Origin of the sequence: Snodgrassella sp. CFCC 13594, from assembly GCF_001590725.1 — a bacterium.
GTDB lineage: Bacteria > Pseudomonadota > Gammaproteobacteria > Burkholderiales > Neisseriaceae > Snodgrassella.
Genome location: NZ_LQXR01000014.1, coordinates 1 through 20,781, shown reverse-complemented (window position 1 = coordinate 20,781; position 20,781 = coordinate 1). Strand labels below are relative to the sequence as shown.

Genomic DNA, 20,781 nt, shown 5'->3' with positions numbered 1-20,781 from the left:
TGGGTGTGGATGAAGCGCTATTCATCATAATCACACCCATTCCTACGCAGCATTATCATCAGCAATGAATTTGTCTTATGGATTTAAATAGCCAAGATGAAGTCAGTTTGCATTATTTTGGTTGATGAGCGTGCATTGTGGCCGATATGGCATCAAAACAATGCTCGCAATAGCGTGAGGTGTCTGCAAAATGGGCTTGATGCGATTTTGAACTTTTGTATCCGGATATGGCGTAATCTGAGGTTAGGCACAATAAAAAACCGCACGACGTTGCGTGCGGTGGCTTAAAAAAAAGGCTGCTATGGGACTATCCAACCAAATTAGCTATTATTTGGCAAAATACTTGCTGTAAATCTGATCGTATTCGCCGCTGTCGCGTACTTTTTTCAAACCATCATTAATTTTGTTCAATAGGTCGGTGTCATTTTTTCGCACCGCAATACCGTATTCTTCTTTCGGGAAATCGGGTACTTCTACCATGCTGAAGCCTTTATCACCATTTTGCTTGATGAAATTAGCCACCACTGCGCTGTCGCTGACCATGGCTTGTACGCCACCATCTTGTAAATCTTTAATTACCAAAGGTAGGCTTTCAAAGCGGGCAATTTTGGGGCTGGTGGTGCCGAGAATTTTTTGTGCAGCTGTATCGCCAGTGGTGCCAGTGGTGACCCCAACTTTGGTGAGTTTATTCAAGTCGTTGATGGATTTCACGTCTTGGCCTTTGGGTACCAAAATCACCTGCTTTACTTCGAAGTAAGGGTCGGAAAATGCCATGGTTTCTTTGCGTTCTGGCGTGATGGTGATGCCTGAAATCAAGATATCGTTATCGCCTGATGTGAGCGTTTGGAAAATGCCGTCCCAAGGCTGATTTTTGTACGTGATTTTAATACCAGCTTGTTTGGCAATGGCATTCATCAAATCCACGTCAAAACCCACGATTTCGCCATTGGTACTGGTGGATTCAAAAGGTGGGAAATTGGCATTCATGGCTACATTGTAGGTTTTAGCGGCACCGTTGCCTGAAGCAGCGGTATCGCTCCCTGCTTTGGCAGCGGGGTCGTGCGGTTGGCAGGCTGCAACCAAGGTGGCAGCCACGAGACCCATGGCGGTTTTAGAAACAATAGACCAGTTCATACATACTCCTCATATTTAGGTAAAGTTGCGTCAAAATCGCAGTTTAGGGGGTTTTGCAGACAGAGAAAAGAGAAGATGACAAAAATAAGACAGGCTGCGAAGGCAGGCCATTCTTTCTGAATGGGTACAGCGATAGTCTGCTATCTGCTAAATGGATTGGGCATAGGCAATCAGCGCCTTTTAAATCATTAAGAAATTCGAAAAATTAACAGCAAAATATAAATAAAATAAATATTTATCGAAATTTTCATGCTGTTGTCAGTATGAAAAAATTTAATCCTGAAAGTATGTGGAAGGAAATCAGTGAGTTGAGTGGAGATATGAATGTTGTTTGAAAGGAAATGGTGCATGCATATTTGGTATACCCTGAACCTCATGCAGTATAGAGCCTGTTGGCAATGTAGTGGCATCGAACATTTGCCAAAACGAGGATGTCTTTTTGAAAAATCCATACCTTGCAAGAGCATGCTATAAGCCATTTATCAGTTATGAAAGAGTTGAAGATATTTGAAGATTCCACGAAAATGAATCAGCATTCAGCAGTAGCAGATATGAATAAAGCACCTAAAAGAGCATTGTATGACTTGTGATGGTTGAAGCGCATTGTTTTGGGTTTGATTATGAGGCTATATTGGCTGCGTGGTGTGATCAGTCAAGATTGGGTCATATGGATAGCCATTTGCTCTGACAAGCCAGAACTTATTTTTATTTGATTTTTAAAGGGAGCAGGCATGAAATTAGTGTTGCCATTGAGTGTTGGGGCTTGCGCGGCCTTGGTGTTGGGCGGTTGTGCGCAATTGGATCAGAAACGTCCAGATGAATTGGTGCGCTATGGTATGCAACGTAATCTGCTGCAAGACAACCAATATAATTTTAGTGGCCAATACCGCTTGCAAATATTAGACGGTGCCTTGCAGGCATCTGATGGGCAGGTTGCGGCGAAGCAGGCATCCGCAGTAGATGAAGTAAAGCAGGGTGCCCATGAGGCCGCTATTTCTGATGCTGCTGTGGTGTCCTATGAATCTGTATCTGTATCTGAATCGTCCACTATGCACCAATCAACCATATCGATGGCAAATGCCACTGAGGATGATGTCGATGAGCCGCCAGAAGAAGATGCATCTAGTCCAGCGAAACTACGTTGGCAGCGCTTCTTTGCCAGCGCGGTATCGGCGCCATTTAGTGGTGCGGTGGACTTACCTGGTGGCCAGATTGAAGTCATCCCTGAGTTGCGCTATGAAACTCGGAATGCCTTGTCATTGGTGCGGCTACCTATGCAGCTAGACATCAAAAAAGCCACTATGGTGGTGGATCCAGGCGCGATCGCACCTTATTGGGATTTACTTGGCTTGGGTAAAGGCACGGTGTTGGGTGACCGTTATGTCAAAGTGACCTTGCCTGAGCACATACGTCGCGACTTGCCCATGAAAGAATTATGGGCAGCGTTGCCTAAAGCCGTTGATGATGGCTATGCCAGCTTGGACCCTCAACGCTATCAGCGGCTGCCCATGGACGAAGATGGGCGTCGCGCAGGTGCGCATTCTCGAGTGGGCATGCTGCTTACCGATGACGACAACCAAAAAATGGCCGCAGCCATGCTGAAGAGTTTGTCAGACCAACTTAAAGTCGCTGAGCAACAGAACCAATCTGCGCCTGTGCAACAGAAAAAATACAAGGATGCATTAGAAGTTATCAGCCAATTGGAGCGACTGATGACATTGCCGGATGTGGTGATGAGAAATACCGATCAGGTTGAAAAAACCAAACCCATGCAATTAACGGAACACGTGGACATATATCAAGATAGGCGTGGTCGCATCGTAGCGATTAAGCAGCGTATGTCAATGGCGCGGTTGTGGGATTTGTTTGGCTTCCAAAAAAATATGGATTTGGTTGTATGGATGACGCTCGATTACAGCAAACCCAAATTTTTGTTGCACAGTACTGCCGCCAATACACAAGATTTGAGCGCACTGGTGTTTGATAATGATTCTGCTACAGAAGGCGATCAACATGCAGATGCCAGCGCTACAGTTCAACCGCCGGTAGTATCGAACGCATCCGGTGGATCTGCGCTACAAGCATTGCAAGATTTGGCACGCGACCACGATAATATTAGTGTTGAAGAGCCTTAATGGTTTATCGTCATCACGGTTGCCTGAATGTCACTGGCAGCTGTGATGACTTGCTGGCGATGGCGTGAAGGCGTCTGTGTTTGAATAGGGTGTCGGAACGGACCCCCAGAGTACTTCTTTAGCAAGCAAATAGGGCCAGGCGAAATGCTGTTTCCAGGAAAGGTTTCTGGGCTATGATGTGGTTAAGTATGGCGGTGGCAATTGTGATCGTACTGGTTTTGGGCTGGGATGCATGGGTAGTGTGGCAGGCTCGGAAACACACGTTTCAAAAAACCGAAAATTTGCCGTCTTGTGATGGCCTGTTGCTGTTGGGAACTGCTAAATATACCGTTAATGGAGACATCAATCGCTATTACCAACATAGGATTGATGCTGCTTGGTCAGTATGGAAGGCCGGTAAAGTAGGATTTGTGGTGGTGTCTGGCGATGGATTGAAGAGCATGCCCAGTGAAACGGCAGCGATGCGCGCGGATTTGATGGATTTGGGCGTACCTGGTGACGTGATTTGGCAAGACCCAGCAGGACTGCGCACGCTCGACAGCATTTACCGCTATGCGGCGGCACAAGCACAATGGTCGACTTGCCATCATCGTGTGTGCGTGGTGTCGCAGCCTTTTCATAATCAGCGGGCATTGGCATTGGCGCGGTTTGCTCATATACATGCAGTAGCCTATGATGCGGAAGCCATTGGTTGGCGTGGAACAACTGGGCGACGGATTCAATTGCGGGAGCGGGCGGCGCGATTGCGTTTGTGCTGGGATATGCTGACTCATGTACGAGCACAATCGAGCTTGATGCAGATTCCTTTGATTGCCCCCCAGCCAAAATTTGTCACTCAGGATGCGCATCCGCAATAGTGGCCTTTTTGCGATAATCTAAGGCTGCCTGAATGTTTCAGGCAGCCTTTATTGGCATTTTATTTTTCTATAAAAGATTAATTTTTAAACATTTTTTGAAGTAAGCCTCGCTCCTTATAAAGAGCATGGCTGTTAAAGCGTCGTTGGTGAGGCATGCGTCATACCGGTTTGCTATTGTTGCTTATATTCATTCGTCATGATGGCTGCTTTGGTTTGAAGGAATGCTGAAATACTGTACAAAAACAAAATACATAAGTCTTTTACTGGTGTGTAATATCTTAAGATATCGTTATGCCTGTTTGCAGCAAATAAACCTGTTTATCTTTATTTATACCAAAGGGTTAATGCGTAAAGACCCTTACTTATTTTCATAAGGTACGTTGATGTCGTTTCTAACCACCAATGCCAGTGCTTTGTTGCTGCTGGTGTTTGTTTTTCTAGGCATTGTCGGACACAATCCTTCAATTACCATTGCCTCTTTAGTGCTGCTGCTGGTGCAACAAACGGCGTTAATTAAATATGCGCCGCTGTTAGCGCGTTATGGCCTACATGTCGGGATTGTGGTGCTGACCATCGGAGTATTAGCCCCTTTGATTACTGGAAAAATTAAACCCGAGGAAATTGGCCTGCTGCTGGCGAGCTGGAAAACGATCGCAGCATTGCTGGTGGGTTTGGCTGTGGCCTGGCTGGGTGGACGCGGTGTGCATTTGATGAGTACAGAGCCAACGGTGGTTCCCGGTTTACTGGTGGGTACCATATTGGGTGTGGCGTTTTTCAAAGGGGTGCCCGTGGGGCCCTTAATTGCGGCAGGCATTTTGTCTTTATTGGTCTGGCGCTGATGAAACCCACACAATTCTGTTACGGTGATGTATTTAGGAGCATGTTGTATTCTGATTGATTTTGTCCTATATTCACGATATTGTGATATTAGGAGAGACTAATGCAGTCAGATTGGCTTTGGGCTTGGGGTGGTGGCATGATGATCGGTACCTCAGTGGTTCTAATGTGGTTGGGGTATGGACGTATTCTCGGCGTCAGTGGCATGGTTGCTGGTTTGTGGCAGCCAAGGGACGGAACCTATCATTGGCGCCGGTGGTTTGTGGCAGGGATTGTGGTGTCGGGTTGGTTGTGTCAATGGATATTGGGGTTGGCCGTTGGCCCCACTATGCTGGGTTGGCCCGGATTGCTGGTAGGTGGCTTTTTGGTGGGGTTGGGGACACGCATGGCCGGTGGCTGTACCAGTGGTCATGGTGTTTGTGGCTTGGGGCGATTGTCTAAGCGTTCGCTGGTGGCTGTGCTTATTTTTGTTTCCAGCGGAATGACCACAGTGACATTGTTGCGTTTGATGTTGGGGGGCCAGTGATGCGGATTGGGATGCTATTTTTGGGTGCGTTATTTGGCCTGGGGTTATGGATTTCTGGGATGACGGACCCTAATAAAGTACAAGGTTTTTTGGATGTATTTGGTCATTGGAATCCAACCTTGGCTTTGGTGCTTGGCGGTGCCGTCATGGTTAGCTTGGTGGGTTTTCAGTGGGGTAATCGTTGGCACCAGCCGTGGGGGAGTCGCCATTTTCATGCCCCTGTTGCTAAGGGAATAGATCGGTGGTTAGTGGGGGGTAGTGTTCTTTTCGGCATGGGTTGGGGCATGACGGGCGTTTGCCCAGGACCAGCTTTAGTATTACTGGGGGCTGGTCAGTGGCAAGCGGTGATATTTGTATTGGCCATGGTGGCAGGGATGTGTGTGTGGCAAATAATAGATGTACATTGACATTGTGGTGGTTGATGCCCAATATGGGGTGATCTGAAGTTAGTTACAGTTTTGATAAAACAAGCCTTTAATCAATGCAGGAGAGGATTATGGATGCGCATTTTGCCACCGCCGATTTGATTGATATTGCCCCAGGTACACCGTCTTGTGAGATTCAATTTCGATGCTTTGGCTTACGCCAACGCTTTTGTGGTCGTGTGCGTACTGTGCGTTGTTTTCGTGACAATGGCCTGATCAAAACTCTGCTAAATACGCCGTCGCCAGGCGAAATACTGGTTGTGGATGGGGGTGGCTCGCTGGCCAGTGCTTTGATTGGCGATATGATTGCTGAAGCGGGACGGCAAAATGGATGGCTGGCGCCATTGTATATGGTGTGATTCGAGACAGCAGTGCAGTAAATGCCATGGACTTTGGTGTTAAGGCATTGGGGACCAATCCCAGAAAAAGTGCTAAAAACAGTGAGGGAGAAGTGGATGTGGCGGTCACTTTCGGAGGTGTGACGTTTTTGCCTGGTAGTTATGCATACAGTGATGAAGATGGGATACTGGTATTTACTGATCCCATTGCAGCGTAAAATAGTGCCATTTTTTTAGCTAACCTGAATGGCAGCAAGAAAGGGAAATATGAAAGTGCAAGCGCAGTGGGTGGATGGTTTGTGTTTTGTGGGTAGCACCGAGCAGGGGCACAGCGTGGTGATGGACGGAGCATCTCCCGAAGAAGGAAAACGCGGGATCAGCCCGATGGCGATGTTGTTGTTGGGTGCCGCGGGGTGTTCCAGTATTGATGTGGTGAGTATTGCCAAAAAACAGCGCCAAGATGTACGCGATTGTATTTGTACTGTTGAAGGGACTCGTGCTGATGCGATTCCTAAGGTTTTTACTGCTATTCATTTACATTTTAAAGTCTTAGGTCATCAATTGGATGAACACGCGGTGGCCAAAGCCGTACAGCTGTCTGCAGAAAAGTATTGCTCAGCGTCGATTATGCTGAGTAAGGCCACGCAAGTAAGCCATAGTTTTGAATGCGTGGAAGTGGTTGCCTGAATATTAAAGGCATCATCCATGGGGTTACCGGCACAGGAAACTGCATCTTAAGGTTGAAGTTCTAACCCAATTTATAGAGTGCAGTTTTTATGGCAGCTAATTATGTGTCGGTCAGCATGTTGCGTAACCAACGCACGGCATCCACAATTTCTCCAGCGCACAAGCCAATTGGACCAATGCCATTGGTGGCAAGAATTTCAGCAGCTAGGCCATGCAACCACACGCCCCCAGCCACTGCTTGATGAGTGGGGATGTGTTGTGCCAATAAGCTACCAATGATGCCTGAAAGTACATCACCACTGCCTGCGGTAGCCAAGCCAGCATTGCCAGAAGGGTTTTGTTCGACTTGGCCATCGGGAGACGCGATCAAACTGTGATGCCCTTTGAGAACAACCCAAGCACCGTAGCGTTTGGCCAGTTGCAAAACAGCACGGTGGCGGTTGGCTTGAACATCGGCCGTGTGGTTGTGCAGTAGACGCGCCGCCTCAGCCGGATGCGGTGTCATGACTAAGGATGTCGAGCAAGATGAGGATGAATCCGGTAGTAAATCATCCTGTTTGGCCACCAGATTCAAAGCATCGGCATCCAATAGCAAAGGCACTGTGGTGTTGCCTAATACCTCGCGTAAGCGAGCTTGTGCACCATCGCTGGTACCAAGACCGCAACCAATAACCCATGTGGTGACGTCTGTGCGCTGGCGTAATTGAGCATCGGTGGCAAGCATGATTTCAGGCTGCTCCGATAATACGGGGAGTGGCAAACCATCTTGATGAAATCCGAGCCACACTTTGCCACAGCCACTTTTCAAAGCAGCACTGCCTGCAAGCATGATGGAACCACTCATACCGGGTGCCCCACCAATGATGCCCAAAGTACCAAAACTGCCTTTGTTGCTTTCTTCCGGTCGCGGTTGGCACAGCGCCGAATAGTGATTGCGTGCATGGCGTCGCCACTGTGTTAACTGGTCGGCATCAATGTGCAAAAAGAGCTGATTCATAACCATAGCCTTGGTTTAAAAGATATGTGGCTGCGTAATTGCATGCTATACCTTGTTTCATCCTCAAGATATTGCGCAAATTAATTTCTCACTGTGCCACAACATATCCATTGATCTAAATGAAGTCAACAGCCGAAGTCAATCTTATCCTCAGATGGCGTGGGGCAGTACCATCCATACAAGAAAAGTAACATATATATAAAGGTGAAAGATGATATTAAACAAGCGAATTTCCAAAGTAAAAATTATTACGACGATTTTTATATTGTTAATAGGATGTAACTTATCGGCTAAAACGAACTTTTCCTTTGAAAAGGTTTTTGAACTTGATTTAACAGATAAAAAAATCAGTTCGGAGGGTGGAGGAATAGAGTTAGAGAAGAATAAGGGTGGGTGTTTACTGATACTTAGCGTTTATGGGGAAACAGGTCAAGAAAAATATAAATTTAAATTTAAGAAAAATAATTTAATTTCAACATCTTATTTTAAATATAGGTATCAAAATGGATTAATTTCAATTGATGATGATTTGAAGGAGTTTATAGCAGATGATCATGGTCAAGAAAATGATGGAAGTATGGATTTAATTGTCAATAAACTATTTATTGGGAATGAAAATAGAAATATTACTAAAAAATTTTATACATATAAGAAAAAAATACCTTCAAAAGTTTTAATTAGGTATTGCAGTTGATTTTTTTATCGTAGCTAGTTAATCGTTTATTTGACACTTTGATGGGATATTTTAAATTGCTACCAAGATTTAAGTGCTATTGAATTGTTGATGAAGACCAGTTTAAGATCAATTAGGTTGAATTAAAACAAGCTGGCAATATACATCACGATGATGGTGAGTAATATGGCCAAAGCACAACCGATTTTGGCCACGACACCAATGATGAAGCCAATGAATGTGGCTATGCCAACTTTGCCTGCTGCTAGCAAATCTCTGCGCGCTATAAATTCACCCGCTGCGGCACCTGCTAGTGGCCCAAATAAGATGCCTGGTAAGCCAAAAAATACCCCGACAATAGCCCCAATCAAAGCTCCCCATAAAGCCTGCTTGCTGGCGCCAGAAAATTTTGCACCCAACATGCCCGCGATGTAATCCAAGGCCACGCCAATAATGGTGAGTAGCCCCAATGCAATCAAGGTAGTGGTACCCATCACTTGGTAATCACCCACATACGCCAATAACCATGCGCCCGCAAACATCAATGGCAAACCAGGCAACGCGGGTAAAATCGTACCCAAGAGGCCCAAAACCAGCAGAATCAAAGCCAAAGTAATGAGAATGGCACTCATGATGTTGTCCTTAAGGTAAATCGCCAATTAGACATGGGGTGTTTTTTGGAAAAGCCAAGAGGCATGATGGTTGTATTCTTGATAAAAGGCAGAAAAAAGGCAGCCTTAAGGCTGCCTGAAAAGAAAAAACCGTATTAATCCAATTTTTTGAAATGCTTACGACGTTCTTGTTCGGTGAGATAGCGTTTGCGGATACGCAAGGATTGGGGCGTGATTTCCACCAACTCGTCATCATCAATAAACTCAACCGCCCCTTCCAAGGATAAATTAATTGGTGGCGTGAGGCGGACGGCTTCATCCGTACCGGATGCGCGTACATTGGTCAATTTTTTGCCTTTGAGCGGATTGACCACCAAGTCGTTATCGCGGCTATGGATACCAATGACCATGCCTTCGTAGATTTTCTCACCTGGACTCACAAACATACGGCCTCGGTCTTCCAAATTCCACAGTGCATAAGCCACAGCATCGCCTTGCTCTTGTGATACCAAAACGCCATTACGACGGCCTGGGATGTCAGCCTTAACGGGGCCATAGGCATCGAATACATGGCTCATCAGGCCTTGACCGCGAGTCATGGTCATAAATTCACCTTGGAAGCCAATCAAGCCACGGGCAGGAATTCGGTATTCCAAGCGAGTGCGGCCATTGCCATCACTTTCCATATTGGTTAATTCACCACGGCGGCGGCCCAACTCTTCCATGACTGCGCCTTGGCTATTATCATCTACGTCAACACTCAGATTTTCATAAGGTTCGCATTTTTCACCATCGATTTCACGATAAACCACACGAGGTTTGCCCACAGCCAACTCATAGCCTTCCCGGCGCATGTTTTCAATCAGGATGGTTAAATGCAATTCACCACGACCAGATACGCGGAATACATCTGCATCTGCCGTGTCTTCAACGCGCAAAGCCACATTGGTCAGCAATTCTTTTTCCAAGCGTTCGCGAATTTGGCGGCTCGTCACAAATTTGCCTTCTGTGCCGGCCAAAGGGCTGGAGTTGACCATGAAATCCATGGTTAAAGTGGGTTCATCCACACTCAGCATCGGCAGACCATGAGGCTCATCTTTATCGGCAATGGTAACGCCGATGCCGATGTTATCCAAACCAGAGATGGTTACGATGTCACCAGCTTCTGCTTCATCCAAAGGAACGCGGTCCAAGCCTTTGAAACCCAATAGTTGGTTGATACGACCTTGGCCAACTTGTTCGTTTTCATTCATCACCGCAACCACTTGGCCGGGTTTGATGCGGCCATTTAAAATGCGGCCAATACCCAAGCGACCGGTGTAGTTGTCGTAGTCCAGCTGAGAGATTTGCAATTGTAAGGGTTTATCTGCATCGCCAGCAGGCTCGGGTGTGTATTTCAAAATGGTGTCGAAGAGCGGGCGCATGTCCTCAGACTCGTCTTCTTCGTTGAGCTTGGCAAAACCAGACAAACCAGAAGCATAAACAATGGGGAAGTCCAACTGCTCATCGGTAGCACCAAGCTTATCGAAAAGTTCAAAAGTTTGGTCAATCACCCAGCTTGGACGGGCACTGGGCTTATCAATTTTGTTGATCACCACAATTGGTTTCAAACCCAGAGCCAAGGCTTTCTTGGTGACAAAGCGGGTTTGTGGCATGGGGCCTTCTTGGGCATCTACCAGCAGCAATACACAATCAACCATGCCCAATACGCGTTCTACCTCGCCGCCAAAATCGGCGTGTCCTGGCGTATCGACGATGTTGATGTGGTAACCTTCGTATTCAATGGCGGTGTTTTTCGCCAGAATGGTAATGCCACGTTCTTTTTCCAAATCATTGCTGTCCATAACGCGTTCATCAACGTGTTGATTGGCGCGGAACGTGCCAGATTGGCGCAGTAATTGGTCCACTAAGGTGGTTTTACCATGGTCGACGTGGGCGATAATGGCAATGTTGCGGATTTGTTTGCTCATGGGTGTGTCGGAATCAAAAATAGAAATAACCATAAATTATAGCATTTTTCTACCCGTCTCATGCGCATCTCATGGTTTTTTTCAATTAAGTTGCCTGAAAAAAAGGCAGAGATGCTGACCAATTCGGGTGGGTTTGCGTACAATATCGTCATTACTCAGGGTGTGCGCCATGGAACAGTTGGAATTTTTTGCCATTCCCAGCCCGTGCCGCGGGGTGTGTGAGAGCAATCGCAAAGGATATTGCAAAGGCTGTTTGCGCAGTCGTGAAGAACGTTTGCACTGGCTAAAAATGACGGATACACAAAAACAGCATGTGTGGCATTTGTGTGTCATGCGGCGCAAAAAATTACAGCAATTGGTTTGGTTGCAGCAACAAACAGGTGATGGCGAGGTGGTATTGCCTGAGCAAATGGATTTTGATTTTTGAGTGTGCTCAGCTTGGTTTCAGTGTATTGGGTGATTGTGGCAATGGCTGCCTGAATATTTCAGGCAGCCTTGTTTGTCTGTATTCACAGGTGGTGGAACCTGTGGATGCCAATCGGCAGTTTTTTATTTTTTAAAGAGTGGTTATGTTATTTTTATTGATCAGCGTGGTGTGTAGTGTGGCGGTGTCGGTACTGCTGAAAGTGGCACGCAGTAATAATGTGGATTTGGCACAAGCCATTGCGGTGAATTATCCGATAGCCGCTGTGTGTGCGTGGTATTTTTTGCGCCCGAATATCATTCAGGTGGCCACTGATTGGCAGCATGTGGCACTGTTTGCCGCACTGGGGGTATTGCTGCCCAGTGTGTTTGTGTTAATGGGGAAGGCGGTGGCCGCTGCGGGTATTGTGAAGGCTGATGCGGCCCAGCGATTGTCGTTATTTTTGCCGATTGTGGCGGCGTTTGTGTGGTTTCACGAAACGTTAACACCCAATAAAGTCATGGGCATTGTATTGGCTTTTGTGGCTTTGCTGGCTTTGCTATATCACGCGCCAATCATGGCTAAAGGAAAATCCTCGAAAGGCCGAAGCCAAGGCAGTATGATGGCTCAGGCGGCTTTGCTGCTAGGGGTGTGGCTGGGCTATGGGTTGATTGATATTTTATTTAAACAGATGGCCAAAAGCGGGCAGGTATTTGGGGCAACCTTGCTGGTGTCGTTTGTGTTGGCTGGTGTGTTGATTTTTGCCTGGCTTTTATGTAAACGAACGAAGTGGACGGCTGCCAGTATTTTGAGCGGTTTGCTTTTGGGTTGCCTGAATTTTGCCAATATCTTATTTTACATTCGCGCGCATCAAGCTTATAGCAGCAATCCTGCGTTGGTGTTTGCGGGTATGAATTTGGGCGTGATTGTGCTGGGTACATTGATCGGTGGATGGGTCTTCAAGGAGAAGATTCACACCATCAATGCTGCTGGTATTGTTTTGGCCTTAGCGGCGATTGTTTGTCTGTTTTATTGGCCCACTTTACAAACGATGATGCCTGCGTGGCATTGAGCGAGTTGGTAGGGGAGCCAAAAAACAAAAAGCCAATGCATTTCGCATTGGCTTTTGGTGATAGAGACGAAACTATTGGCCCACTTTGATTAACTTAACATCGAATACCAAGGTGCTGCCGGGTGGGATAGAGGGTGCTGGGCTATTGTCGCCATAGGCTAAATTAGCTGGGATGTAGAATGTATAATCACCGCCTTCTTTCATCAGCTGCAAGCCTTCGGTCCATCCTGGAATCACCCCATTTAGAGGAAAAGTCGCAGGTTGTCCGCCGTGCTGTGCTGTGCTGTCAAAGACTGAACCGTCAATCAGGCGGCCTTCATATTCTACCGTTACCACATCGTTGACGGTTGGGTTTTTGCCCGCACCTTCTTTGTTGACTTTGTATTGCAGGCCTGAGGCAGTGGTTTTTACCCCCGGCGCATTTTTATTTTGCGCCAAAAAGGCGGTTCCGGCTGCGCTACCACCATCGGTAGATGCATTTATTGGTGCGGAAGAGGTCGCTGGATTGCTGCTCTGTCCATTTTGAAAACCATTGTTTTCATGTTTGCAGGCGCTTAATGCCAGGGCGGAGGTGGCTGCTAAAGCCCACACAATGCGGTTGGAAATCATGAATAGTCCTTCAATCAAAATGGCATTACAGCACAGGCACAAGCGCTGAGCAAGTCAGCGCATGCAGGCTGCCTGAAATCCGTTAATGCAGTTAATACAGTGGGCAGATGTATTGACGCATTATTGTTTAGCCGCCAGTTTTGATTTTTTGCCATAAGCGGGTGCTGCGTTTTTTGGCGTCATTGCTCATTTGTGGCATAACGAAGCCGTTTTTCATGTCTTCCTCCGTGGGGAAAATAGAGCGGACGGCCACCAATTTTGGATCCATAAATTGGCGTGCAGAGAGGCTGGCCGGTGCAAAAGTCACGGCATTGGCGTTGCGTGCTGCTATTTTAGGGTCCAGTGTCCAGTTGATGTACTGGTGTGCATTGAGCACATTTTTGGCATCTGCGGGGATGAGCCACGATTCGATCCAGAATCCCATGCCTTTGGGGGTGAGAACATCCACATCCACGTGATTGTGTACTTCTTCGGCCCGCATTTTGGCCATGTTGAGATCGCCACCATTACCCGCGGCCAGACAAACGTCGCCACGTGCCAATTCATCAATGACCGATGGGCTGAAACGGGTAATGTCGGGGCGGATATTTTGCAAAATCGCAGCAGCCGCTTTTAAATCATCAGGATGGTTGCCTTGAGGATCCTTACCTAAATAATGCAGCACAATGGGAAACATTTCACTGGGCGTGTCCCATAATACAATGCCGCAAGATTTGAGTTTATGGGTGTATTCTGGTTTGAATAATAAATCCCAGGCATTTTCAGGCAGCTTATTGCCCAATAGAGCTTTGCCTTTGGCGGTAATGGCCAAGGTATTCACGCCGCTGAAATAAGGTACCGCATAATCGTTTCCAGGATCAGCTGTCTGCATCATTTTGAGTAAATGGGGATCGATATTGCGGTAATTGGGAATCAGGTCTTTGTGTATTTTTTGATAGGCACCGGCTTGAATTTGACGGGGCAAGAATGCAATGCCGGGTACCACCAAATCATAGCCGGATTGTCCGGTGAGCATTTTGGCTTCTAGCGTTTCATTGTTTTCGTATAAATCATAGTTGACTTTAATGTGGTGTGTGTCAGCAAATTCGCGTACCGTGCTTTCGTCCACGTAGTTTGACCAATTGTAAATATTCAAGTGGTCAGTCTTGACCAGGCCATCCGCTGGGGTTGATGCTGTTGGCGTAGCCACCTGTTGCCGAGGCTCAGCGCCACAGGCAGCCAAAACCAAAATCATCAACGAATTTAACCACATCGAAGCTTGTTTCATCACCGCTATCTTCCCTTTCTATGGCGCATTGTCGGCCGTTTGACAATCAAAAAGGCGCGATTGTAGGGCTGAAGGCCTGTGGGGCAAGTCTGGGTTGGAGAACTAGGGTGACGCGTGGGTGCATTTATGTGCCAATGGTGCCGAATAAATCGCCTTGGGCAGCATCATGTGTTGATTTTTGCACTTTGGCATTGACTTCGCCTTGGGCAAAACGGATGTGAATGGTTTGTTGCGCCGATAAAGCATTGGCATCACGCACAAGATGGCCATGTCTGTCGGTGACCACACTATAACCCCTGGCCAAAATGTGTTGAGGGGACACTGCATCCAGAAGTGCGCTTTGCTGATGTAAGTGGTGTTGCGCTTGTTGCCAATGTTGTCGCCACAATTGCTGTAATTGCTGTTGTTGGTGGTGTAGGTTTTGTTGTAAAGGCAAACAGTGGGGACGGTAGCGCATCACAGTTTGGGCTGCCTGAATAACTTGTTGGACCACCAATCGATGCTGTTGACGCATGGCTGCTTTAAGCTGTTGCGCTAAGCTATTTAATTGCTGTTGTTGGGCCTGCCAATTTTGTTTGGGGTGGCGCAGCTGGCGCGCCAGCCAATCCAACTTTTGGCTGGCATCATAGTATTTTTGCTGCATCAGTTGTTGCAGCCGTGCTTGGTGCTGCTGCATCTGTCGCCGCATGAGCGCTTGGTCAGGGCTCACCAATTCTGCTGCACCAGTGGGCGTGGGTGCCCGCACATCCGCCGCAAAATCGGTGAGGGTGAAATCCGTTTCATGGCCCACGCCGCTGACTATAGGCAAAGTGCTCTCGGCCACCGCGCGCACCACGGCTTCTTCATTATATGACCACAAGTCTTCGATACTGCCGCCGCCGCGACACACAATCAATACATCGGCTTCGGCACGTGCATTGGCGGTGCGTATGGCTTGGGCTATTTGTTGTTCGCTGCCAGCACCTTGCACGGCGGTGGGATACACAATGACACGGATGCCGCTGTGTCGGCGTTTTAAGGTGCTGACCACATCACGCAAGGCTGCTGCGGCCAGACTGGTGATAACGCCCACAGTTTTGGGGTGTGCGGGAAGGCTTTTTTTGCATTCCGGTGCAAACACGCCTTCGGCTTGTAGCTGCTGTTTGAGACGCTCATACGCCTCGTATAAGGCCCCCAATCCTTTGAGGCGCACAGCGGTAACGGTGATTTGAAATTCGCCTCGCGCTTCATAAATGCTGATTTTGCCCGATACTTCAATGTGGTCGCCTTCTTTTAAAGGCGCGCTTAGGTGAGCGGCTACACCTTTAAAAAGGACGCAGCGTACCTGTGCTTTTGCGTCTTTCAGCGAGAAATAATAATGGCCACTGGCCGCACGGGTTAGGTTGGAGATTTCGCCGGCAACCCACAAGCCAAACAAATTGTCTTCCAAAACGCGGCGCGCCAGGGCATTGAGTTCGGAGACCGACAGTGATTCTGGTGCAAAAAAATCAGACATTAAAACGCCCATACGCAATCAATGCGCCATTATACGGCCATCGTGGCATTCAGGCAGCCTATGTGGCATCGTGCTATAGTTCTGATCGGTATCTTTTAGAGTGATGCATGCCCATGCTTTCTGTTCGCACTTGCATTGAAGCCCACTGGCAGCACCCGAAATGGTGGCTAACGATAGGGCTGTGGCCATTGTCTCGCTTGTTCCAGACCATTTCCGCCTTACGCCGCGGCTGGTATCGATGGGGCTGGCAAAAAACACAGCGTTTACCTTGTCCCGTGGTGGTGGTAGGCAATCTACATGTGGGTGGCGTGGGGAAGACGCCGCTGGTGGCGTCATTAGCAGAAGCCTTGCGCACACGCGGCATTCTCGTGGGCATTATTAGCCGGGGGTATGGGCGGCAAAGCCATGACACTTTGCTGCTAAAGGAGGGGAGTCGGCCCGAAGAGGTGGGTGATGAGCCTTTGATGTTGTGGCGGCAGACTGGTGTGCCCGTTGCGGTGGGGCGCAAGCGCTATGATGCTGGAATGTTGTTATTGCAAGCCCATCCAGAAATTCAGTTGATCATTTGTGATGATGGTTTGCAGCACTATGCGCTGGCGCGAGAAATGGAGTTGGTGGTGTTTCCTGCAGCCGATGTAGGTCGTGCTATAGATGTTTTGCCCAATGGGCCTTTGCGTGAACCGTTGGTGCGTTTGGCTGGCGTGGATGCATTGTTGCTGAGTCAAGGTAATGACGATGCAGTGGCTCGCGCCCGACAGCTATTTAGGTTGCCTGAAACGGTTTATTGTGCGGCCACGCAAATTCAGCCAGAGGTTGTGTATGCACTCAATGCGCCCAAGCGGGTTTTATGCCCCAAAGATTGCGAGGGCCAAACCGTGGCTGCGGTTGCCGGTATTGGTCGACCTGATCGTTTTTTTAACACGCTACGCAGTTTGGGTTGGCCGCTTGGGGAAACCAAGGTATTGCCCGACCATGCACAGATTCAGGCAGCCGATTTGCCTGCTGCTGATGTGGTGCTGGTGACAGAAAAAGATGCAGTTAAACTGGCTGGACAAGACTTGCCGCATGTGTGGGTGTTGAAAATTATGGTAAGCTTACCGCCTATTTTGTTGGACAAGATTGAGCAGCGGTGTTGTTAAGCAATGCCGATTTCAATGAAGTTTGTGTTTGCCGTGTTCAATTATTTAAATGGTGGTTGGGTGCGGGCTCGAAAATTTCTTTTGTTACTTTCTTTTGCGCCTGCATGAGGGCAACAGCGCGGGCAAGAGAGTATGAATGATCGGTTTGTGGTCATGCATGTGTCTGAGCGTTTAGCTAAATATTGATCGGAAGCAGTTCAGTCAAATTTGGTTATCACGTTTAAAACAGCTGATGCATCAGCAATTGAATTAATTAGATAACCAGCGCAAACAAATCACGCTGGCTGATAAGTCAACGGAATTGTTACTTGAGGCGCTGCATGGCTTACAGCTTATCCCAGGCAACAATCGACTTAATTAAAGGGCAGAATATATGGACAAATCATTCCTTGATATTTTGGTGTGCCCCGTGTGTAAAGGAGCATTGGAATACCACGCGGATACTCAGGAGCTATGGTGTAAGCAATCGCGATTGGCTTATCCCATTAAAGACGGTATTCCTTTTATGCTGGAGAATGAAGCACGCCCTTTGAGCGAAGAAGAGTGGGCTGCATGAGTGCGGATTTTGTGGTGCTCATTCCCGCACGGTTGTCATCCAGTCGCTTGCCCAATAAGGCTTTAGCTGATATTCACGGCAAACCAATGGTGGTAAGGGTGGCTGAACGTGCCCGTTTGAGCGGTGCCAAACAGGTAGTGGTGGCCACCGATCATGCGACTATTCAGGCAGCCTGCGCCGCCCATGGTGTGTCTGTGGTGATGACGCGGGGTGATCATGAAAGCGGCACCACACGCTTGGCAGAAGCGGCGCAATTATTGGGTTTAGGCCAAGCCGACTATGTGGTGAATGTTCAGGGTGATGAACCTTTGATTGCCCCTGAATTGATTGATGCTGTGGCTGCAAAATTATGTTGCAGTGCAACTTCTATGGCGACAGCAGCCCATCCTTTGCATGATTATGCTGATTTCCTGGATCCAAACTGTGTCAAAGTGGTACTTGATGCCCAGCAATATGCGCTGTATTTTAGCCGTGCTTCGATTCCCTGGCCGCGTGAAACCATGCGCGCCGGTATTGAAGTCTTGCCCAAAGATTTGCCTGTATATCGCCACATTGGTATTTATGGCTACCGTGTAGATTTTTTGCAGCGTTATGCGCAATGGCCTATTTCACCGCTGGAAACGGCCGAATCATTGGAGCAATTACGGGTACTTTGGCAGGGCGAGCGCATTGCTGTGCATCTAACTGACCATGCTCCGGCTGCAGGTGTGGACACTGAGCTTGACTTGGCGCGAGTACGCGCAGCGTTTAAAGGCTGATCGCTGCTGAAAAAATGAGGCGGTGGTTAGGGTTACAGGCGCACACGGTGTAATTTTAGTTCAATATGTATCGGGATGTAGCCATGCAGGGGATCGCCGCTTTTACATTCATTGAATATTTGGGTAGCAACGTTAATTTTAGGCCATCATGAAAGAGTAAAAATGAATATTTTGTTATTAGGCGCGCCGGGCGCAGGCAAAGGCACTCAGGCACAATTTATCACCGAAGCCTTCCACATTCCGCAAATTTCTACCGGCGACATGCTTCGTGCTGCAGTGAAAGCGGGGACGCCGCTGGGGCTGGAAGCCAAAAAAATTATGGATGCTGGTGGCTTGGTTCGTGATGACATCATTATTGGTTTGGTTAAAGAGCGCATTGCTGAGGCAGATTGTGCCCGAGGCTTTTTATTCGATGGTTTCCCGCGCACGTTGGCGCAGGCTGAAGCATGGTGGCTGCTGGTGTGCATTTGGATGCGGTCGTGGAAATTGATGTGCCGGATGCCGTGATTGTGGAACGTATGTCAGGTCGTCGGGCTCATTTGCCTTCAGGCCGCACCTACCATCTGAAATACAATCCGCCTAAAGTGCCTGGTAAAGATGATGTCACTGGTGAGGATTTGGTGCAACGAGATGATGATAAAGAAGAAACGGTGAAGAAGCGTTTGGCCGTATACCATGAGCAAACCGAAGTTTTGGTGGGTTTTTACAGCCAACAGGCAGGATCTCATGCGCCGCGTTATATTAAAGTAGACGGTACGAAGCCTGTGGATGTGGTGAAAGACGAGGTCTTGTCTGCCCTTCGCGGTTGATACTCAATTGAGCATCCTGCAGGCTGCCTGAAGCTGTTTCAGGCAGCCTGTTTGTTCCCTAATCAAAAGAAAAAGGAGTCGACTCATGCGTCGAATTGGATGGCTACTTGTGGCTTTATGTGCCAGCAGTGGTGTTTATGCCAAACGCAGTGATGTGTACACAGAATACAATAAGTTTTATGTGGAATCGGAAAAGGATAAAGCGTGGGAAGAGGTTGCTGTTTCATTACCCGCTTACCCCGATGCCGATGCGCAGTGGCGTGATTTGTATATCAGCAACACCTACAAAGGCAAGCCCAAACTCATGGTCAATAGTATCTACATCAATACTGATAAAACTGTGCATTATATTTTGAACCAACAGTCTGATCAGGGTTTTAACAATATTTCGACTGAGGCAATGTATTGTCCCAATCGAACGGTGAAGATCTATGGTTATGGCGATGATGTTAATAAGCGTTGGATTCAGCCCAAAAAAAGTGATTGGCGTTTAATCGGCACCACATTTAATCAACTAGACGGCGTGCGCAGTGTGTTGTATCAGACGTTTTGTGTAGATGGTTTACCCCGAGATCAAAAGGAGCTGCTGGAACGCATTAAAACGCGCGCCATGCGTTAATAGTTGATTTATGGACATACACATTTGGTGGCTTTTGGCCATTGGCTTTGCTGCGGGTTTGATGGATGCCGCGGTTGGTGGTGGAGGATTGCTGCAAATACCCGGGTTATTTAATACGCTGCCGGCCCACACCAGTGTCCCCCAGATCATGGGGGTGAACAAATTTGCCTCGGCGAATGGCACTTTAATGGCCACCATCCAATTTGTGCGTCGGATACGCGTACCATGGAAAATGTTGTTGCCAGCTGCCGTGTTGGCGTTTGTGTTTTCTTATGTGGGCGCCAAATTGGTGGCTTATATACCCACTGCTTGGATGAAACCGGCTATTTTGATCATTTTGCTGGTTATGGTGGTGTATACCTTTTGTAAAAAAGACCTAGGGCAGGTGGTACGCACGGAAAAGCTCACTCAGAAGGAAAATGCGCTGGGTTTGCTATTTGGGGCATTGATTGGTTTTTATGACGGTGTTTTTGGGCCTGGTACTGGTAGTTTGTTGGCGTTTATCTATGTGCGCTTTTACGCGTTTGATTTTGTGACCGCTATTGCCTCGTCTAAAATTATTAACCTCACCACCAATTTGGCCGCTTTAACTTTTTTTATTCCTCATGGTTATGTGGTATGGCAATGGGCCATACCACTGGCCATTGCCAATTTTAGTGGTGGTTTGATTGGTGCCCGTTTGGCAATTAAAGGGGGAAGCAGCTGGCTGCGCTATGGTTTTATGTTGTTGTTGTGCATCATGATTGGCCGATTCATCTGGGAGTTATGGCGCAGCCATTTTGGTGTGTGAAGCTATTTTTGTGTATAAACATACAGACAAATCCGTATTCCATGTTTTTCCCTTTCAGGCAGCCAATGCTGAGG

General features: G+C 47.7%; 20 protein-coding genes and 3 pseudogenes. 16 read left to right on the top strand and 7 right to left on the bottom strand.

Features of this window, described 5'->3' with window-relative positions; all coding sequences use genetic code 11:
- Positions 1-327: 327 nt before the first annotated feature.
- Positions 328-1,134: a basic amino acid ABC transporter substrate-binding protein gene (locus tag A2F46_RS08695; RefSeq protein ID WP_066569366.1), complete on the bottom strand. Its 807-nt coding sequence runs from the start codon at positions 1,132-1,134 to the stop codon at positions 328-330.
- A 731-nt stretch (positions 1,135-1,865) separates the two neighbouring features.
- Here A2F46_RS08695 and A2F46_RS08690 point away from each other — a divergent pair.
- The 7 genes and pseudogenes from A2F46_RS08690 to A2F46_RS08660 all read left to right on the top strand — a co-directional run bounded on the left by A2F46_RS08690 (position 1,866) and on the right by A2F46_RS08660 (position 6,939).
- Positions 1,866-3,269, top strand: coding sequence for a hypothetical protein (locus tag A2F46_RS08690; protein WP_066569360.1), 1,404 nt, complete (start codon positions 1,866-1,868; stop codon positions 3,267-3,269).
- 173 nt (positions 3,270-3,442) lie between these two features.
- Positions 3,443-4,126, top strand: a complete 684-nt coding sequence (locus A2F46_RS08685; protein WP_082783641.1) for a vancomycin high temperature exclusion protein — start codon at positions 3,443-3,445, stop codon at positions 4,124-4,126.
- A gap of 383 nt (positions 4,127-4,509) precedes the next feature.
- Positions 4,510-4,965, top strand: a complete 456-nt coding sequence (locus tag A2F46_RS08680) for a DUF441 domain-containing protein (RefSeq protein WP_066569356.1) — start codon at positions 4,510-4,512, stop codon at positions 4,963-4,965.
- A 101-nt stretch (positions 4,966-5,066) separates the two neighbouring features.
- Positions 5,067-5,489 (top strand): YeeE/YedE family protein, encoded by a 423-nt coding sequence (locus tag A2F46_RS08675; protein ID WP_066569354.1) that lies wholly within the window; start codon positions 5,067-5,069, stop codon positions 5,487-5,489.
- A complete protein-coding gene (locus tag A2F46_RS08670; protein ID WP_066569351.1) occupies positions 5,489-5,896 on the top strand; it encodes a YeeE/YedE family protein in 408 nt (135 codons plus the stop codon). Before A2F46_RS08675 ends, A2F46_RS08670 begins: the two co-directional genes overlap by 1 nt.
- 74 nt (positions 5,897-5,970) lie before the next feature.
- Positions 5,971-6,470, top strand: a pseudogene (gene rraA / locus A2F46_RS08665) (ribonuclease E activity regulator RraA).
- A 49-nt stretch (positions 6,471-6,519) separates the two neighbouring features.
- Positions 6,520-6,939, top strand: coding sequence for an OsmC family protein (locus A2F46_RS08660; protein ID WP_066569348.1), 420 nt, complete (start codon positions 6,520-6,522; stop codon positions 6,937-6,939).
- Between the two features lie 100 nt (positions 6,940-7,039).
- Here the strand turns inward: A2F46_RS08660 and A2F46_RS08655 are convergent, their stop codons facing one another.
- Positions 7,040-7,936, bottom strand: a complete 897-nt coding sequence (locus A2F46_RS08655; protein ID WP_156471607.1) for an NAD(P)H-hydrate dehydratase — start codon at positions 7,934-7,936, stop codon at positions 7,040-7,042.
- A gap of 211 nt (positions 7,937-8,147) precedes the next feature.
- On the opposite strand from A2F46_RS08655, the gene A2F46_RS08650 reads away from it, so the two are divergent.
- On the top strand, positions 8,148-8,630 hold the full coding sequence (locus A2F46_RS08650) for a hypothetical protein (RefSeq protein WP_197457620.1): 483 nt from the start codon (positions 8,148-8,150) through the stop codon (positions 8,628-8,630).
- Positions 8,631-8,752: 122 nt separating this feature from the next.
- On the opposite strand, the gene A2F46_RS08645 is transcribed toward A2F46_RS08650, so the two are convergent.
- Positions 8,753-9,241, bottom strand: a complete 489-nt coding sequence (locus A2F46_RS08645) for a DUF456 domain-containing protein (protein WP_066569341.1) — start codon at positions 9,239-9,241, stop codon at positions 8,753-8,755.
- A gap of 134 nt (positions 9,242-9,375) precedes the next feature.
- Complete coding sequence (gene typA, locus A2F46_RS08640; protein WP_066569452.1) at positions 9,376-11,190, bottom strand: translational GTPase TypA; 1,815 nt, start codon at positions 11,188-11,190, stop codon at positions 9,376-9,378.
- Between the two features lie 169 nt (positions 11,191-11,359).
- Here typA and A2F46_RS08635 point away from each other — a divergent pair, with 169 nt between their 5' ends.
- Positions 11,360-11,617 carry a DUF1289 domain-containing protein gene (locus A2F46_RS08635; RefSeq protein WP_066569339.1) on the top strand — a complete coding sequence of 86 codons (258 nt, stop codon included), beginning with the start codon at positions 11,360-11,362 and terminating at the stop codon, positions 11,615-11,617.
- 142 nt (positions 11,618-11,759) lie between these two features.
- Positions 11,760-12,665: a DMT family transporter gene (locus A2F46_RS08630; protein WP_066569337.1), complete on the top strand. Its 906-nt coding sequence runs from the start codon at positions 11,760-11,762 to the stop codon at positions 12,663-12,665.
- 72 nt (positions 12,666-12,737) lie between these two features.
- Here A2F46_RS08630 and A2F46_RS08625 read toward each other — a convergent pair.
- The 3 genes and pseudogenes from A2F46_RS08625 to xseA form a co-directional block, all read right to left on the bottom strand.
- A pseudogene (locus tag A2F46_RS08625) lies at positions 12,738-13,115 on the bottom strand (FKBP-type peptidyl-prolyl cis-trans isomerase); the annotation flags it as partial.
- A 286-nt stretch (positions 13,116-13,401) separates the two neighbouring features.
- On the bottom strand, positions 13,402-14,541 hold the full coding sequence (locus tag A2F46_RS08620; RefSeq protein ID WP_066569335.1) for an extracellular solute-binding protein: 1,140 nt from the start codon (positions 14,539-14,541) through the stop codon (positions 13,402-13,404).
- Between the two features lie 124 nt (positions 14,542-14,665).
- The gene (gene xseA / locus A2F46_RS08615; protein ID WP_066569450.1) at positions 14,666-16,036 is read right to left on the bottom strand and encodes an exodeoxyribonuclease VII large subunit; all 1,371 of its coding nucleotides are present in this window, start codon (positions 16,034-16,036) and stop codon (positions 14,666-14,668) included.
- Positions 16,037-16,149: 113 nt separating this feature from the next.
- On the opposite strand from xseA, the gene lpxK reads away from it, so the two are divergent.
- From lpxK to A2F46_RS08585, 6 genes and pseudogenes are all read left to right on the top strand, one after another.
- Positions 16,150-17,175, top strand: a complete 1,026-nt coding sequence (gene lpxK, locus A2F46_RS08610; RefSeq protein ID WP_066569333.1) for a tetraacyldisaccharide 4'-kinase — start codon at positions 16,150-16,152, stop codon at positions 17,173-17,175.
- A 373-nt stretch (positions 17,176-17,548) separates the two neighbouring features.
- A complete protein-coding gene (locus tag A2F46_RS08605; RefSeq protein ID WP_066569327.1) occupies positions 17,549-17,731 on the top strand; it encodes a Trm112 family protein in 183 nt (60 codons plus the stop codon).
- Positions 17,728-18,489 (top strand): 3-deoxy-manno-octulosonate cytidylyltransferase, encoded by a 762-nt coding sequence (kdsB, locus tag A2F46_RS08600; protein ID WP_066569324.1) that lies wholly within the window; start codon positions 17,728-17,730, stop codon positions 18,487-18,489. The genes A2F46_RS08605 and kdsB overlap by 4 nt, the downstream gene beginning before the upstream one ends.
- A 162-nt stretch (positions 18,490-18,651) precedes the next feature.
- Positions 18,652-19,298: pseudogene (gene adk, locus A2F46_RS08595) on the top strand (adenylate kinase).
- 85 nt (positions 19,299-19,383) lie between these two features.
- Entirely contained in the window at positions 19,384-19,917 is a 534-nt protein-coding gene (locus A2F46_RS08590; RefSeq protein ID WP_066569322.1) for a CNP1-like family protein, read from the top strand.
- Between the two features lie 10 nt (positions 19,918-19,927).
- Positions 19,928-20,707, top strand: coding sequence for a sulfite exporter TauE/SafE family protein (locus tag A2F46_RS08585; RefSeq protein ID WP_066569314.1), 780 nt, complete (start codon positions 19,928-19,930; stop codon positions 20,705-20,707).
- Positions 20,708-20,781 lie beyond the last annotated feature (74 nt).

Excerpts from the sequence above, each read along its gene's own strand:
- A2F46_RS08695 (WP_066569366.1), bottom strand. The coding sequence starts at position 1,134 with ATGAACTGGTCTATTGTTTCTAAAACCGCCATGGGTCTCGTGGCTGCC.
- A2F46_RS08690 (WP_066569360.1), top strand. The coding sequence starts at position 1,866 with ATGAAATTAGTGTTGCCATTGAGTGTTGGGGCTTGCGCGGCCTTGGTG.
- A2F46_RS08685 (WP_082783641.1), top strand. The coding sequence starts at position 3,443 with ATGATGTGGTTAAGTATGGCGGTGGCAATTGTGATCGTACTGGTTTTG.
- A2F46_RS08680 (WP_066569356.1), top strand. The coding sequence starts at position 4,510 with ATGTCGTTTCTAACCACCAATGCCAGTGCTTTGTTGCTGCTGGTGTTT.
- A2F46_RS08675 (WP_066569354.1), top strand. The coding sequence starts at position 5,067 with ATGCAGTCAGATTGGCTTTGGGCTTGGGGTGGTGGCATGATGATCGGT.
- A2F46_RS08670 (WP_066569351.1), top strand. The coding sequence starts at position 5,489 with ATGCGGATTGGGATGCTATTTTTGGGTGCGTTATTTGGCCTGGGGTTA.
- A2F46_RS08660 (WP_066569348.1), top strand. The coding sequence starts at position 6,520 with ATGAAAGTGCAAGCGCAGTGGGTGGATGGTTTGTGTTTTGTGGGTAGC.
- A2F46_RS08655 (WP_156471607.1), bottom strand. The coding sequence starts at position 7,936 with ATGAATCAGCTCTTTTTGCACATTGATGCCGACCAGTTAACACAGTGG.
- A2F46_RS08650 (WP_197457620.1), top strand. The coding sequence starts at position 8,148 with ATGATATTAAACAAGCGAATTTCCAAAGTAAAAATTATTACGACGATT.
- A2F46_RS08645 (WP_066569341.1), bottom strand. The coding sequence starts at position 9,241 with ATGAGTGCCATTCTCATTACTTTGGCTTTGATTCTGCTGGTTTTGGGC.
- typA (WP_066569452.1), bottom strand. The coding sequence starts at position 11,190 with ATGAGCAAACAAATCCGCAACATTGCCATTATCGCCCACGTCGACCAT.
- A2F46_RS08635 (WP_066569339.1), top strand. The coding sequence starts at position 11,360 with ATGGAACAGTTGGAATTTTTTGCCATTCCCAGCCCGTGCCGCGGGGTG.
- A2F46_RS08630 (WP_066569337.1), top strand. The coding sequence starts at position 11,760 with ATGTTATTTTTATTGATCAGCGTGGTGTGTAGTGTGGCGGTGTCGGTA.
- A2F46_RS08620 (WP_066569335.1), bottom strand. The coding sequence starts at position 14,541 with ATGAAACAAGCTTCGATGTGGTTAAATTCGTTGATGATTTTGGTTTTG.
- xseA (WP_066569450.1), bottom strand. The coding sequence starts at position 16,036 with ATGTCTGATTTTTTTGCACCAGAATCACTGTCGGTCTCCGAACTCAAT.
- lpxK (WP_066569333.1), top strand. The coding sequence starts at position 16,150 with ATGCTTTCTGTTCGCACTTGCATTGAAGCCCACTGGCAGCACCCGAAA.
- A2F46_RS08605 (WP_066569327.1), top strand. The coding sequence starts at position 17,549 with ATGGACAAATCATTCCTTGATATTTTGGTGTGCCCCGTGTGTAAAGGA.
- kdsB (WP_066569324.1), top strand. The coding sequence starts at position 17,728 with ATGAGTGCGGATTTTGTGGTGCTCATTCCCGCACGGTTGTCATCCAGT.
- A2F46_RS08590 (WP_066569322.1), top strand. The coding sequence starts at position 19,384 with ATGCGTCGAATTGGATGGCTACTTGTGGCTTTATGTGCCAGCAGTGGT.
- A2F46_RS08585 (WP_066569314.1), top strand. The coding sequence starts at position 19,928 with ATGGACATACACATTTGGTGGCTTTTGGCCATTGGCTTTGCTGCGGGT.